The sequence below is a fragment of the Mucilaginibacter pocheonensis genome (assembly GCF_031456535.1).
In the GTDB taxonomy this organism is placed as follows: Bacteria; Bacteroidota; Bacteroidia; order Sphingobacteriales; family Sphingobacteriaceae; genus Mucilaginibacter; species Mucilaginibacter pocheonensis.
Window position 1 is genome coordinate 830,061 of record NZ_JAVDUU010000002.1, and the last position, 14,711, is coordinate 844,771.

13 protein-coding genes are annotated in these 14,711 nt (G+C 44.3%); 5 read left to right on the forward strand and 8 right to left on the reverse strand.

All coding sequences use genetic code 11. The features are described 5' to 3' along the window. The first annotated feature begins 62 nt into the window (after positions 1-62). Together epsC and cysM are read left to right on the forward strand one after the other, a co-directional pair. A complete protein-coding gene (gene epsC, locus J2W55_RS10520; RefSeq protein WP_310095343.1) occupies positions 63-893 on the forward strand; it encodes a serine O-acetyltransferase EpsC in 831 nt (276 codons plus the stop codon). 27 nt (positions 894-920) lie between these two features. Beyond that, complete coding sequence (cysM, locus tag J2W55_RS10525) at positions 921-1,793, forward strand: cysteine synthase CysM (protein WP_310095345.1); 873 nt, start codon at positions 921-923, stop codon at positions 1,791-1,793. A 125-nt stretch (positions 1,794-1,918) separates the two neighbouring features. Here the strand turns inward: cysM and J2W55_RS10530 are convergent, their stop codons facing one another. Together J2W55_RS10530 and J2W55_RS10535 are read right to left on the reverse strand one after the other, a co-directional pair. Continuing rightward, positions 1,919-2,920: a glycoside hydrolase family 43 protein gene (locus J2W55_RS10530; protein ID WP_310095347.1), complete on the reverse strand. Its 1,002-nt coding sequence runs from the start codon at positions 2,918-2,920 to the stop codon at positions 1,919-1,921. Position 2,921: 1 nt separating this feature from the next. Further along, positions 2,922-4,145: a DEAD/DEAH box helicase gene (locus J2W55_RS10535; protein WP_310095349.1), complete on the reverse strand. Its 1,224-nt coding sequence runs from the start codon at positions 4,143-4,145 to the stop codon at positions 2,922-2,924. Between the two features lie 624 nt (positions 4,146-4,769). Between J2W55_RS10535 and J2W55_RS10540 the strand changes: the two genes are divergently transcribed. The 3 genes from J2W55_RS10540 to J2W55_RS10550 all read left to right on the forward strand — a co-directional run bounded on the left by J2W55_RS10540 (position 4,770) and on the right by J2W55_RS10550 (position 7,633). Then, positions 4,770-5,777, forward strand: coding sequence for an aspartate-semialdehyde dehydrogenase (locus tag J2W55_RS10540; protein WP_310095352.1), 1,008 nt, complete (start codon positions 4,770-4,772; stop codon positions 5,775-5,777). A gap of 158 nt (positions 5,778-5,935) precedes the next feature. After that, positions 5,936-6,721 (forward strand): hypothetical protein, encoded by a 786-nt coding sequence (locus J2W55_RS10545; protein WP_310095356.1) that lies wholly within the window; start codon positions 5,936-5,938, stop codon positions 6,719-6,721. 9 nt (positions 6,722-6,730) lie between these two features. Next, positions 6,731-7,633: a LysR substrate-binding domain-containing protein gene (locus J2W55_RS10550; protein ID WP_310095359.1), complete on the forward strand. Its 903-nt coding sequence runs from the start codon at positions 6,731-6,733 to the stop codon at positions 7,631-7,633. 371 nt (positions 7,634-8,004) lie between these two features. Here the strand turns inward: J2W55_RS10550 and pgl are convergent, their stop codons facing one another. The 6 genes from pgl to rpiA all read right to left on the reverse strand — a co-directional run bounded on the left by pgl (position 8,005) and on the right by rpiA (position 14,660). Next, on the reverse strand, positions 8,005-8,736 hold the full coding sequence (gene pgl / locus J2W55_RS10555; protein ID WP_310095361.1) for a 6-phosphogluconolactonase: 732 nt from the start codon (positions 8,734-8,736) through the stop codon (positions 8,005-8,007). A gap of 77 nt (positions 8,737-8,813) precedes the next feature. Continuing rightward, a complete protein-coding gene (gene zwf / locus J2W55_RS10560) occupies positions 8,814-10,331 on the reverse strand; it encodes a glucose-6-phosphate dehydrogenase (protein WP_310095363.1) in 1,518 nt (505 codons plus the stop codon). A gap of 145 nt (positions 10,332-10,476) precedes the next feature. Then, the gene (gnd, locus tag J2W55_RS10565; RefSeq protein WP_310095366.1) at positions 10,477-11,904 is read right to left on the reverse strand and encodes an NADP-dependent phosphogluconate dehydrogenase; all 1,428 of its coding nucleotides are present in this window, start codon (positions 11,902-11,904) and stop codon (positions 10,477-10,479) included. Positions 11,905-12,041: 137 nt separating this feature from the next. Then, complete coding sequence (locus J2W55_RS10570; protein WP_310095369.1) at positions 12,042-12,668, reverse strand: HAD family hydrolase; 627 nt, start codon at positions 12,666-12,668, stop codon at positions 12,042-12,044. Between the two features lie 9 nt (positions 12,669-12,677). After that, entirely contained in the window at positions 12,678-13,775 is a 1,098-nt protein-coding gene (gene tal, locus J2W55_RS10575; protein ID WP_310095371.1) for a transaldolase, read from the reverse strand. A gap of 177 nt (positions 13,776-13,952) precedes the next feature. After that, complete coding sequence (gene rpiA / locus J2W55_RS10580) at positions 13,953-14,660, reverse strand: ribose 5-phosphate isomerase A (protein ID WP_310095374.1); 708 nt, start codon at positions 14,658-14,660, stop codon at positions 13,953-13,955. Positions 14,661-14,711 lie beyond the last annotated feature (51 nt).

Sequence of the window (14,711 nt, forward strand, 5' to 3'; positions counted from 1 at the left end):
CATTCTTTTCCATAAACTTGCACTTGAGAGAAGTTGTTATCCTTAACAACCAAAAATAAAACATGGGTCAGGAATTTTACGAGCAAATTTTTAACAAGCAGCAAAAGCTTGAGGCTGTGCCGTCTAACAAAGAGATCACTAAGTGGGCGCTGCAGGTTATCCACATGCTGTACCCGGAACAAACCGGAAAAACGTTTGCGGATGTTGACGCCCTGAAAGCGGAGTTTACATTGCTGGAGAATGAGCTATACCATATTATGGAAGTCACCAAAGCATGTAACGATTGTGATAACAGAAAGCGGGCGGCCAGGTTTTTTGAAGATCTACCCCGGCTTTACCAGATATTGAACACAGATATTCAGGCTATATTTAATGGGGACCCGGCCGCGCGAAGCGAATTTGAGGTTGTACGTACGTATCCTGGCTTTTATGCCATATCCCTTTATCGACTGGCCCATAGCTTATATATGGATGATGTTCCGCTGATCCCGAGGATACTGACCGAATATGCTCATTCCAAAACGGGTATCGACATACACCCGGCTGCCAAAATTGGCGAGTATTTTTATATTGATCACGGTACCGGTATAGTAATAGGCGAAAGCTGCACCATCGGCTCACATGTAAAATTGTACCAGGGCGTTACTTTAGGCGCTTTAAGCGTTGATAAAAGCATGGCCAATACCAAGCGGCACCCGACGGTTGAGGATAATGTGGTCATTTATTCGGGTGCTACCATATTAGGCGGCGAAACCATTATTGGTCATAACAGCATTATAGGTGGCAACGTTTGGCTTACCAAGAGCCTTCCGCCAAATTCACGGGTTTACCATACGCCCAATCATCGCATATTAAAAAGCCTCACCAGGCGTATATTTGGTGATAAAAAATAAACTTATACATCCACAAAAAAATATATTATGGCAGGCATTATTGATATTATAGGCAACACACCTTTGGTTGAAATAAAGAAGTTAAATCCCAACCCTAATGTGACGATATACGCCAAGCTTGAGGGCAACAATCCAGGCGGCAGCGTGAAAGACCGGGCCGCCCTTAATATGATACGCAGCGCTATTGAACGTGGCGAAATAAAACCGGGAGTTAAATTAATTGAAGCTACCAGCGGCAATACCGGCATTGCCCTGGCCATGATAGCCCGTTTGTTTGACCTGGAGATTGAGCTGGTAATGCCATCTAACTCTACCCGTGAACGAACCCTTACCATGGAGGCTTTTGGTGCTAAGGTCACCTTGCTCGAAGGTATTGAACTATGCCGCGATTATGCCGAAGAAAAGGGCGCAACAGACGAGTATTTCCTGCTGAACCAGTTTGCCAACCCGGATAATTATATGGCCCACGTAAAAACTACCGGCCCTGAAATATGGCACGACACCGATGGCAAAATAACCCATTTTGTGAGTGCAATGGGCACTACAGGCACTATTATGGGCTGTTCGAGGTACTTTAAGGATAAGAATAAAAATATACAAATTGTTGGTTGCCAGCCCACTGAAGGATCGTCTATACCGGGTATACGCCGCTGGCCCGAGGCTTACCTCCCCAAAATATTTGATGCAACCCGGGTTGACCGGGTAATGGATATAACCGAGGAAGATGCCATTCAAATGGCCCGTAAACTGGCCAAAGTGGAAGGTATTTTTGCCGGGATGAGCAGCGGCGGCGCTATGTCGGCGGCGGTTAAACTGGCACAGGAACTTAAGGAGGGCGTTATCGTTTTTGTTTGCTGCGATCGTGGCGACCGCTATCTGAGCAGCGAATTATTTGGTTAAATAACATCGTTTTTAACACTTTTTTAATCAAAAATCACTCGTTTATAACTCAAATTGAGGATTTTTTAAACAAAAAACGCGCGAAAATTTAATTTTATCGCGCGGTTTAAATATTTGGTATTTTTCTATTTCAACATTCTTGACGTTACTCCTTCGTTGGTTATCTTAACGGGTTTGATATTGCCATCGGCATCAAAGTACATTTTGTCGATACACATAACGCGGTGATTGGCATCTGTTTCTGTTAAGGGACGGCGGTGGTAAACGATATACCATTCATCGGTGCCCGGTACATTAATTACAGAGTGGTGGCCGGCCCCGGTGGCAATGGTTGCATCCTGTTTCAGGATAGTACCTATGCGTTTAAACGGCCCAAACGGCGTATTGCCAATGGCGTAAGCAACACGGTAATCAGGGCCGGTCCAACCGCCTTCGCTCCACATAAAATAATATTTGCCATTGCGCTTAAACATCACCGGGCCTTCAACATAGCCTTCGGGGGTTATTTTTTTATAGGTAATGCCATCCTCAAACGGAATAACGCCTGTAAAGTCATTCTTTAGCTTAACAATGTTGCACTGCCCCCAGCCGCCGTATATCATATAATACTGACCGTTATCGTCCTTAAAAACAAACTGGTCAATAGGCTGGGCTTTATTAATGATCTGGTCTATAAGGGGTTTGCCAAGATGGTCTTTGAACGGGCCCTCGGGTTTATCGCTCACGGCTACGCCAATGCCACCTTTTTCGCTATTGTTCTGGATGTCATTTGCGCCGAAAAACAAGTAATACTTTCCATCTTTTTCGGTAACGGCCGGAGCCCACAAGGCCCTTCGCACCCATTTAACACCGCTGGTATCAACAACGTGACTGTGTTTGGTCCAGTGCACGAGATCGGGCGATGAAAAAGCATCCATAAATACCTGTTCATTGTATTTGGCAGAGTAAGTAGGATACAGCCAATACTGATGATCAAATATTTTGGCTTCCGGATCGGCATACCAGCCCTCAACAACCGGGTTTCCTGATGTTTTTTTATCCTGTGCCAGTGCAGTAACGGATGGCACAGCCAGCGCTGCGCCAAGTATGATCTTTAAAAGCAGCTTTTGGGATATGCTCTTTTTCATTTTACTGAATATTCTTTTTGGGTCTTTTTTTGTTGAAGCGCCTGTTGGGTTTCTTTTTAGCATCAGACTGGTCATGATGCGTAGCGGTTGGCTGTATAGATGCCAGTTCATCGGGCAGGCCTACCAAACGGATGGGCCGCTCTATCAGTTGCTCAATATTTTTTAGTTTGCGCTCATCCCGATGATTAACAAAGGTAATGGCAGTTCCGGTGGTAGCAGCGCGTGCGGTGCGACCGATGCGGTGTATGTAATCCTCCGGATCGCCGGGAACATCGTAATTGATAACCAGGTCAATCCCTTCCACATCAATACCCCGCGACAGGGCGTCGGTTCCAATAATAACCGGCAGCTGTTTGTTCTTAAATTTCAGCAATATCTCTTCCCGTTCCTTTTGTTCCAGGTCTGAGTGGAAAGCCATGGCATCTATCTTTATGCCCTTAAGTTCTTTATACAATGATTTTACGATCTCTTTCCTTGATGCGAAAATAATGGTACTTGTATAGGCCGAATCGCGCAGAATAAGCTGCAGCAAGGGTGTTTTTTGTTGATCATGCAAACGGTAGATCTGCTGATCGATACCTACAGCTGGCTGTGATATGGCGATATTGATCTGCTGCGGATCTTTTAGTACCGATTTGGCCAGCGAGCGAATGCGCCCGGGCATGGTTGCCGAAAATAAAAGCGTTTGCCTGGTTTTGGGCAGGTAGCTGATGATCTTCATGATATCGTCAGAAAAACCCATGTCGAGCATACGGTCGGCCTCATCCAATATCAGGTGCGTTAAGTGGTTAAGCTTTAAAACGCCCGATGTAAGGTGGGCTATTAACCGTCCGGGAGTGGCAATTATAATATTTACATTGTTTTGAATGCCCCGGCGCTGCTGCTCATAAGCCATGCCATCGCCGCCGCCAAACACCGCTATTGAGCTGATGCCGGTAAAATAGGCCAATCCCTCAACCTGCTGGTCAATTTGCTGGGCCAGTTCGCGAGTTGGCGCTAAAATAAGCGCGCTGGTATGGTGTTTATTGGTAGCGCTGATGTGATTTAAAACCGGCAGTAAATAAGCCCCGGTTTTACCGGTGCCGGTTTGGGCGCAGGCAATAAGGTCCTGTCCGTTTAAAATAACCGGAATGGCCATTTCCTGTATAGGCGTAGGGGTAGTAAACCCCATACTTTGTATGCCTTCAAATAATTGTTCGTTGAAATTAAAATCCTGAAACGTCACTATAATTTATTGGTGTGTTATGCAAGGTATAAAAAATTGTTGTTTTAATAGAATTTACAAACGAAAGAGGCAAAAGGGAGGTGGGGCTGAGCGCATTTAGACTCACCCGTCATCGCTATGCTCGACATCCCTCTCTCCGCCTGCGGCGCAAAGAGGGAATTTATAAATCAGGTAAAAGATAGTTGGATGAAGGGGTAAGAAAAAAACATCTCATCAACCCTCTTTATGGCGAAGCCAAAGAGAGGGTCGGCCAGCGCAGCGTAGCCGGGGTGAGTTTGCGCACGTTTAGACTCACCCTGTCATCGCTTCGCTCGACATCCCTCTCTACGCCTTCGGCGCAAAGAGGGAATTTATAAATCAGATAAAAAACATTCGAAAGGAGCAAGAAAAAAACATCTCCTCAACCCTCTTTATGGCGAAGCCATAGAGAGGGTCGGCCAGCGTAGCGTAGCCGGGGTGAGTCTGCCCGCCATTCCAAAAAAGCCGACTTGAGTAAGATCTTTATGGACTGAGTTGAATCTCTTACTTCCAATAAACTACTAACTCAATAGATTAAGTCCCTGAAACTCAAAAAAAATGTGCATATTTGGAGTTTAAAGTTTTATTATATAACAAATTAACACAATGAAAGTCGCAGTAGTAGGTGCTACAGGATTAGTAGGCACCAAAATGTTGCAGGTTCTTGAAGAACGCAACTTCCCCGTTACAGAATTAATTCCCGTAGCTTCAGAAAAAAGTATTGGTAAAGAAATTACTTTTAAGGGTAAGCAGTTTAAGGTAGTTTCTGTTGAGGATGCGATTAAGATGAAGCCTGACGTAGCTATTTTCTCGGCTGGCGGCGGCACTTCATTACAGCAGGCCCCTTTATTTGCGGCCGCTGGCACAACCGTTATTGATAATTCATCGGCATGGCGTATGGATCCAACCAAAAAACTGGTTGTGCCCGAAGTTAATGCCGGGGTGCTTACGGCCGATGATAAAATCATAGCCAACCCTAATTGCTCCACCATACAAATGGTAGTTGCTTTAAAACCGCTTCATGATAAATATAAAATAAAAAGGGTAGTTGTATCAACCTACCAATCGGTAACCGGTACCGGCGTTAAGGCTGTTGACCAGCTATTTAATGAGCGTAAAGGTATTGATGGCCCAAAGGTTTATCCTTATACTATCGATCTGAATGTTATTCCTCAAATAGATGTGTTTACCGACAACGGCTATACCAAAGAGGAGATGAAAATGATCCTGGAAACTAAAAAGATCATGGGCGATGATAGCATACAGGTTACTGCTACAACCGTAAGGATCCCGGTTATGGGCGGTCACTCAGAATCGGTTAACATAGAATTCCTGAATGATTTTGACCTGGCCGAAGTACGTGAGCTTTTGGCAAAATCGCCCGGTATTGTTGTAGTTGACGATCCTGCCAATCTGAAATACCCTATGCCGCTTGACGCGCATGACAAAGACGAGGTGTTTGTTGGCCGCATCCGCCGCGACGAAACCCAGCCTAATACATTAAACTGCTGGATAGTATCAGACAACCTGCGTAAAGGTGCCGCTACCAATGCGGTGCAGATTGCAGAATATCTGGCTGCTGCACATTTAATTGGTCAGCCGGTTGAGGCATAAACGAGCAGAAAAATTATTTCACCGAGCCCTGTAGCACAAGTTACAGGGCTTTTTTGTGAGAATAGCCATTCATAATTAAACAGGATGAAATATTTTTTTCTCGTTGAAGATACCATATATATCCGCGACACTTGCTTTTTTTTAGTAACTTGTTCCCCATGAAAACCATTAAGCTGATAGTTGTTTTCTGTTGCTGTTTAACCTCAGCTCACTTGTTTGCGCAAAACAGCCCGCAGTCAATTGAGAACGATCTGCTCCGGATACTCAAAAAAGTAAATTATTATGGGGCTCATAAAAAGGAATGGAAAGCTATTGACTCCCTGCGAAAGCAAAACAAAATATTTGCGTTTAAACTAAAGTATTATACCTCTAAATATCCTGCAACCATCAATCAAAGCTTTATTTCGCTGATTAAAGAGCGGTTGGTTATAGCAACTTCTGCCGATGGCTTGTTCCGTACCTATTCCTGGAACACCCAGTTGGGTAATCCTGGGTTTGATATATATAATGTACTGCAATACAAAAGCAACGGACAAACCGCTTCGTTGTTAAAAATGGATACCGTTGGCAAAAAGGGAAACCTGTCACTCTGGTACTCAAAGATATATACATTTACAAGCAACAATAAAACATATTACCTGGCCCCATATAATTGCATTTACTCCACAGCCAAGGCAGGGCAGGGTTTAAAAATATTTACTATTGATAAAGGTAAGCTCGTCGGTAATCCGCCGCTTATAAAAACTCCAAGCGGCGTATATAGTCAATTGCATTATGATTTTGATGCAAGTTCAATAGCCGACTGGAAATCGTACCCAACTATATACTTTGACAAATCGGCCCAGGTCATTCGCACGCCCCTTGTTGATTTTAATCATAAAATGACCCGCAAATTTATTACCTATAAATTTACGGGCCGCTTTTTTGAAAAGTTAAAAAGTTAACTTAGCCGAATGATATCCTTTGCTCACCGTGTTTTCATGGAGGTTGCCGCCAACCTTAGCTTTAGTAAGGCTGCGCAGGTGTTGTTTGTTACTCAACCGGCTATCAGTAAACATATTAAGGCGCTTGAGGATCAGTATAAAGTGCCGCTGTTTGAGCGCAAGGGGAATAGCATACTGCTTACAGAAGCGGGCAATAAGCTAAACGAATATCTGCAGCAAGCTACCGAAATTGAACGGAAAATTGAATACGATCTCTCGGTGCACAGTAATCTGTCGCAAGCGGCTGGGCATTTGCGGCTGGGGGCAAGTACTACCATTGCCTTATACATTTTACCATCCATACTTTCCGGTTTTCAGCGTGAATATGCCAACGTTGACGTACAACTGGTGAACCGCAATTCAGAATATATCCTGAATGCCCTGCTTAACCATGAGGTTGACATCGGCATTATTGAAGTAGACAATAAACTTACTACCGTGTCATACCGGGCTTTTATGAGCGACGAGGTGATACCGGTATGCTCGGTTAAAAGTCCGCTGGCGGGCAAATCATTAACATTAAAGCAACTGGTAAAAACGCCATTGGCTGTGCGCGAACGCGGTTCCGGAACATTAAACGCAGTACTAAAGTCACTATCGGCACTTCATATTAAGCCGGCCGATCTGTCTGTAAAGATCCGTTTAGGCGGTACTGAGGCACTTAAAAACTTTTTATTGGCCGACCAGTGCCTGGGCTTTATGCCCCGCCCTTCCATCATTCGCCAACTGGCCGAAGGCGACCTGATAGAGGTACCGGTTGAAGGGCTAAAGATCACCCGCGATTTCTTTTTTATCCGCCGTAAAGGAACTGAAGATTATGGCCTCACCAGCAATTTCATCAATTTCGCGCTGGAACATATTGGGGGTAAGTAAGCTCGCCAATCTGTTAAGTTTTAGAACCCTTCAAGTTTTGAAGGGGAAAATTGATGCAAAGGCCTTGTCACCCTGAGGAGCAGGGGATCTTCTGCATCTCGGGCCGCGCTTCGGCAAATATGGAGTAGACGACTCACCCCGGCTACGCTGCGCTGGCCGACCCTCTCTTTGGCTTCGCCATAAAGAGGGTTAAGGAGGTGGTTTTTCTTTGATCCATTGTCCAATTATCTTTTATCTATTTGTGAATTCCCTCTTTGCGCCGAAGGCGGAGAGAGGGATGTCGAGCGGAGCGATGACAGGGTGAGTCGATTAACAAAAAAGCCGCTGCATGATAAACATGCGGCGGCTTTTTAAAGTAGCTTTTGTGGCTGTTATTCGCGGTCTTCAAGGTCAGCGGCGGCGGCTTCATCTAAAAACCAGGCTGTTTCCCCTGCTATAGAATCTATCAGTTGCGCCGGGTACTCTTCAATGTCCTCGGCATCTTCCAGTATGTGATGTACTGCTATGGCTTTGCCCTCGCCATACACCAGGAAAGCTATATAGCGCGCCTCATTAATTAACGGGGCGTTCAATGTAATGCGCCATACCTGCTGGTCTTCCAGCCATACTTCTTTAACGCCGGGCGTGGTATCATGCAATACCGGTGTATGCGGAAACAACGACGCGGTGTGTGAGTTATCGCCTAAACCAAGTAGCACAAGGTCAAAGCTCAGCTCATCTTCATCAAAAAAGGCCGAGATCATTTCCCAATACTTTGCAGCAGCTTCAGCGGGCTCAAACGTAGTATCAACCGCAAAAACATTCACCGGGCTTATCATCAACGGATCAAACAGGGCTTTTTTTGCCATCAGGTAATTGCTGTCTTTATGATCCTGGGGCACATTGCGCTCATCGCCGAAAAAGAAATATACCTTTTCCCAGTCCAGCTGGTCAGCATAGGAGGTTGAAGCCAGCAGCTCATACAACTTTTTTGGCGAGCTGCCACCCGACAAAGCCACCGTAAATTTGCCCCTGGCAGCTATCGATTCGCTACCAACTTTAATAAAATGATCTGCCAATGCGGTAAGCACCTCATCGGCAGTATTAAATATATTCAATTTCATCTGTCCTTATTACTTGGGTTGGTGAATGGTGAGTAGTGAGCGTTGCTTATAACTCACTACTAAAACCTAAACCTATATTAATGCTTTTTACCATTTACCGGCAATGTGAACCAGTTAAATCCGTCGCGGGCAATTAAGGCCTCGGCAGATTCAGGTCCCCATGAGTCGGCAGAATAGTTAGGGAAATTCAAGCTTTTTTTAGTTTGCCAGGTATTCAGGATAGGCATTACCAATTCCCATGCGGCCTCTACCTGGTCGCCACGCATAAACAAAGTTTGATCGCCCATCATGGTATCCAGGATCAGGGTTTCATAAGCCTCAGGCGCCTGGTTAGTATAAGTGCCCTTATAATCAAACACCATGTCAACAGCATTTAATACCATGTCAATTCCCGGGCGTTTGGCCTGCACCTGTAAGCGGATGCTCATTTCGGGCTGAATACTGATGATCAGCCGGTTTTGCTGCCAGCTTTCGGCCGCTTCGGTAGGGAATATCAAATGCGGAACATCCTTAAACTGAATAGTAATAACCGATGACGACTGGTGCATTCTTTTACCGGTACGTAAATAGAACGGTACACCCTGCCAGCGCCAGTTATCAACAAAAAACTTAATGGCGGCAAAAGTTTCGGTATTTGACTCGGGAGCAACTTTCTGTTCGTCACGGTATCCGGGAACCTCCTGGCCTTTCATCCATCCGCTGCCATACTGACCTCTAACGGCCGAGTTACGCACGTCCTCGGGAGTAAATTTGCGCATCGCCTTTAACACGTCAACCTTACGGTCGCGCACCTCATCGGCATTAAAGCTAACCGGTGGTTCCATGGCTATGTGGCAAAGCAATTGCAACAGGTGGTTCTGGATCATATCCCTCATGGCACCTGAGCCATCATAATAATCGCCACGGTCTTCAACGCCCAATTGCTCTGTAACTGATATCTGTACGTGTTCAATATAATTACGGTTCCACAACGGCTCCATAATGGAGTTGGCAAAGCGGAATGCCATAATGTTCTGAACCGTTTCTTTACCCAGATAGTGGTCAATACGGTATATCTGGCACTCATCAAAAATGTTCGACAGCAATTGATTCAGCTCTTTCGCTGTTTCCAGATCGTGCCCAAATGGTTTCTCAATAATTATCCTTACCCGTTTTTTATCATCGGCCAGTTTGGCTTTTGATATATTGGAAGCTATTATCGGGAAGAAATTAGGCGCTACCGCAAGGTAAAACAGTACGTTTGATTTAGCTTTCCATTCGGTATTATGCTTTTCTATCCGTTTGCCAAACTCTTTGTAAGTTTCAAAGTCATTGGCATCTGATACCTGGTAATAAATGTTCTTTTGAAATTCGGCCCATTTTTTCTCGTCGGTTTTACCGCTGCGCGAAAACTGGTCAATATCGCGGTGCAGATTATCCCTGAACTGCTCATCTGTAAGCTTGGTGCGACCAGTACCGATAATTGAAAATTGTTTAGGCATCCAGCCATCTAAAAAAAGATTATAAAGGGCTGGTGCAATTTTCCGGGAATTTAAATCGCCCGTGCCACCAAAAATGATGAATATGGTAGGATCTGATTTAGTTTGTGTGCTCATGCTATATTTATAATAAGCTGTTATTGAGTAAAGATTTAAAGAGCAAGGAATAATAATAAGGGGGATATAAGCCCATAATATTTCTTTAACTCCTGTTCCTTAATCCTTGCTCTTCGGTTTTATATCTTTACTCTTCTTGTTAATTTTATTCCTCGCCTGGCGCCCATTGTGTATGGAAAACGCCTTCTTTACCAATCAGTTCGTAGGTGTGCGCACCAAAATAATCACGTTGTGCCTGGATAAGGTTTGATGGCATCCTCGCGCTGCGGAAAGCATCAAAATAGCTTAACGACGCCGCATAACCAGGAGCGGCAATACCGGCTGCCATGGTTTTTGACAATACTTTTCTGATGCCTGGTACTGTTTCCTGAACCAACGCCTGTACATTGGCATCAAGCAGCAGGTGCTCTAACCCGGCGTTTTTTTCGTATGCTTTAAAAATATCGTTCAGGAATTTTGAGCGGATGATACAGCCGCCACGCCATATCTTGGCAATTTCGCCCAGGTGCAGGTCATATTTATACTCGGCCGAAGCGTTTGATAATAAATGCATGCCCTGCGCGTAGCTGATGATCATGGTAAAATAAAACGCCTGTTCCAAAGCAGCTACCAGTTCGGCTTTATCGGCATCAAGCACAATCTCGTCCTTTGCATAAAGAGCGGCGGCTTTTTCACGCAGCGATTTGTATTTTGACAGATCGCGCATGGCTACCGAAGTATCTACCGTAGGGATAGGCGCCTGCAGGTCCATGGCCACCTGCGATGTCCATTTACCGGTACCTTTGGCACGGGCTTCGTCCTTAATATCGTCCAGCAACAGATGGTCGGTACCAGGGGCTTTATATTTAAAAATATCTTTGGTAATATCCAGCAGGAATGATTGCAGCCTGCCTTCGTTCCATTCGGCAAAAATAGCACCAATTTCGTCATTGCTTAACTTTAAGCCTTTTTTCAGGATCTCGTAGGTTTCCGCGATGAGCTGCATAATGCCATACTCAATACCGTTGTGCACCATTTTAACAAAATGGCCTGATGCGCCCGGGCCAATATAGGTAACGCAAGGCACGCCATCAACTTTAGCGGCTATGGCTTCAAATATCGGCTTCATTACGTTGTAAGCTTGCTTATCGCCACCCGGCATCATGCTTGGGCCGCGGCGCGCGCCTTCTTCGCCACCAGAAACACCCATGCCAAAGAAATGCAGCCCCTGGGCTTCCAGTTCTTCCACACGGCGGTTGGTATCGGTAAAGTGCGAGTTGCCGCCATCAATCAATATATCGCCTTTTTCCAGCAAAGGTGTAAGCTCTTCAATAACGCTATCTACAATTTTACCTGCCGGAACAAGCATCATAATAGCCCTTGGGGTAGTAAGGTTTTGTATAAATTCCTTTACGTCGCCAAAACCTTTAGCGGCACGGTCGCCGGCTTCATCATTTAACGATGCTACTTTGGCAGCATCTTTATCATGCCCGGCTACTGCAAAACCATGATCGGCCATGTTTAGTAACAGGCTGCGGCCCATAACGCCCAGGCCAATCATACCAAAGGCATATTTATTTGTTGTTGCACTCATTTTATTGTTTTAATAGTTCATTGGTTCAATTGCTCGAATTAGTTACTTAGCCTCACCTGAATCTTCTCCAAAAAAGAGGACATTAATTTTCCTCCTTTTAAACCCTCTCCTGAGGGCATGGTGAGGCAAAAGGTGAACTAACGAACTCCATTTTCTTTTTTCAGATCCTCTAATATTTGCTTGGTGGTTTCAAAATCAACATGCTGAAATGAACGTATACCCAGTTTTTGAGCTGTGTTTACAAACATGATCCTGTCGTCAAAATACACACATTGTTGCGGCGATGCCTGGGCTATACCCATGGCCAATTGCCATATGCCAGGATCGGGCTTGCGCATTTTTACCTCGCACGATGATACAAAGGCATCAAAACACTCATGCAGCTTAAACTTTTTAACCCGGTAGTCGTTCAGTTCCTTACCCTCGTTGTTTACTGAGATGATGCGGAAACCACAGTCTTTTTTCCACTCCTTGAGCCAGGCCAGCATATTGGGCAACTCAACAGACTGGGAGTATATAAACTCCTTAAAGTCCTCGCGTACAAAATCGCGCGGATGGTTAAATATTACCGTATCCAGGTACTCATCAAGGCTGATGCTGCCAATTTCATATACGTTGAATATGAAATTGTGCAGCTCATTTACCTCGTTGTAATCAAGACCGAATTTTTTTGATGCTTCTTTCCGGGATTCATGACCCCAGCCGTTGGTAAGCAAAATGCCTCCAACGTCAAAAAAAAGTATTTTAAGGCTTGCGGCTTCCATAAAAGCAAATTAACTTACTTTGCTTTTTTGGTCTTCAATAGCGTTTAACAGCTTTTCAAAAGGTTTATTGAACTTTTCAATGCCCTCATCCTCTAACTGTTGGGTAATAGCATCAAGGTCAATGCCCAGTTCTTTCAATTTAGCCAGTGTTTGTGTTGCCTGCTCTAAACCACCTTCTAAAGTGTTTGCAGCTATACCGTGATCGCGGAAAGCGTCGATAGTTTCTAACGGAACGGTGTCAACAGTATCAGGGCCAATTAATGCCTCAACATATTTGGTATCTTTAAATGCAGGGTTTTTGCTGCCGGTACTTGCCCATAACAAGCGTTGTGGCTGCGCGCCTTTGGCGGCCAGTTTTTCCCATCTTTCGCCGCTGAATACGCGTTTGTAAATTTCATAAGCTTTTTTGGCCGACGCGATGGCTACTTCGCCTACCAGTTCTTTGTGGCCTTTTTCTTCCAGCAAAGGATCAACAATTACGTCAATACGGCTCAAAAAGAAACTTGCTACTGATGAAATATGACCAATTGAATGACCTGCTGCCAGGTGATCTTCAAGGCCTGCAATGTAGGCTTCAGTAACTTCCTCATAACGCTCTAAACCAAAAAGCAGGGTTACGTTAATGTTGATGCCTTTTGCAATTGACTGCCTGATGGCCGCCAAACCTGGTTTTGTGCCAGGAATTTTGATCATTACGTTCTTACGATCAACTTTTTGCCAAAGTTCGGCCGCTTGTTTTGCAGTACCATCGGTATCTAATGCTAAAAACGGAGAAACCTCAAGGCTCACATACCCGTCTACACCTTTCGATTCATCATATACACCTTTAAAAAGGTCTGCCGCCTGTTGAATATCTTTTATTGCCAGGCCAAAAAACAACTGCTCGTTATCGTCAGTGTTTTTTGATAGTTCAACAATATCGTTATCATAATCAGCGCTGCTGGTTATAGCTTTTTCAAAGATAGCCGGGTTTGATGTTACGCCTCTTACGCCGTCTTCGTCAATTAATTGTTTTAGTTTTCCTGAAGCCATGATCGCACGGTCAATAAAATCAAGCCAGATGCTTTGTCCGAAATCATGTATTTGCTTTACATTATTAGTTGCCATATTATAGTCTGTTTAAGTGTTAAAAATTATTGATTTAATTCACTGTATTTTTGAACCGGCATCAGTGTAACCGCCGTGTAACTCAATATTTTATCGTTGGTATTTGTATTTGGTAAAGTTCCTAATTTATAATGTAAATATGGTAACCTTAGTATCATTTACATGCTAATTGTACGCTTAATTGTTTGATGCCATTAAAATTTGCAGGTTATAGCCTATAAACAGTCCGTTCTCAATAACCCCGGTAATTGATTTTATATCTTTTTCAAGGTTATTGCCAATTTCATCAAATTTGCAGTCAAGAATCAGGTTGCCGTTCTCAGAAATTATGGAGCCGTCTTTACCCTTTGCCGGCCTTAAAACAATGCTGGTAGCGCCCAGTTGTTTCAATTCTTTTTCTACATAAAGCAATGCCTGCGGAAACACTTCAATAGGTACCGGAAAGTTGGTGCCCAGCTTGCTTACCATCTTTGAGTCGTCAACTATAATATAGTTCACCACACTTGAACTGATGAGCAATTTTTCTTTGAACATAGCGCCACCCCTGCCTTTGATCAAGCTGTTATTGGGATCTACCTCATCGGCGCCATCAAACAGCCAGTCGGGTTTGTTTTCATATAGAGTAGTTAAAGGTACACCCAGCTTGCTGCAAAACATTGATAACTCCAGCGAAGTTGGTATAGCCTTAACGTTTAGCTTTTCCTCTTTTATCCTGGTGGCAATAGCAATTAAGGCCAGGTACGATGTAGATCCTGAACCAACGCCTATAATGTCGCCATCTTTTACCTTTGCGGCAATTTCGTCAGCAACTTTTTGTTTGCCGCTTATGTTGATGATCTTGTCAGACCATTCCAGGTTTTTTATTAAACTGCTTTGCCAATCCATTTTTTTTCAGATGTGAGACAGGAGATTTGAGATATGAGATTAAGACTTCCG

Bases quoted from the DNA above. Each gene is read 5' to 3' on its own strand.
- epsC (WP_310095343.1), top strand. From the start codon at position 63: ATGGGTCAGGAATTTTACGAGCAAATTTTTAACAAGCAGCAAAAGCTT.
- zwf (WP_310095363.1), bottom strand. From the start codon at position 10,331: ATGAGCACACAAACTAAATCAGATCCTACCATATTCATCATTTTTGGT.
- cysM (WP_310095345.1), top strand. From the start codon at position 921: ATGGCAGGCATTATTGATATTATAGGCAACACACCTTTGGTTGAAATA.
- tal (WP_310095371.1), bottom strand. From the start codon at position 13,775: ATGGCAACTAATAATGTAAAGCAAATACATGATTTCGGACAAAGCATC.
- J2W55_RS10545 (WP_310095356.1), top strand. From the start codon at position 5,936: ATGAAAACCATTAAGCTGATAGTTGTTTTCTGTTGCTGTTTAACCTCA.
- J2W55_RS10530 (WP_310095347.1), bottom strand. From the start codon at position 2,920: ATGAAAAAGAGCATATCCCAAAAGCTGCTTTTAAAGATCATACTTGGC.
- gnd (WP_310095366.1), bottom strand. From the start codon at position 11,904: ATGAGTGCAACAACAAATAAATATGCCTTTGGTATGATTGGCCTGGGC.
- J2W55_RS10570 (WP_310095369.1), bottom strand. From the start codon at position 12,668: ATGGAAGCCGCAAGCCTTAAAATACTTTTTTTTGACGTTGGAGGCATT.
- rpiA (WP_310095374.1), bottom strand. From the start codon at position 14,660: ATGGATTGGCAAAGCAGTTTAATAAAAAACCTGGAATGGTCTGACAAG.
- J2W55_RS10550 (WP_310095359.1), top strand. From the start codon at position 6,731: ATGATATCCTTTGCTCACCGTGTTTTCATGGAGGTTGCCGCCAACCTT.
- pgl (WP_310095361.1), bottom strand. From the start codon at position 8,736: ATGAAATTGAATATATTTAATACTGCCGATGAGGTGCTTACCGCATTG.
- J2W55_RS10540 (WP_310095352.1), top strand. From the start codon at position 4,770: ATGAAAGTCGCAGTAGTAGGTGCTACAGGATTAGTAGGCACCAAAATG.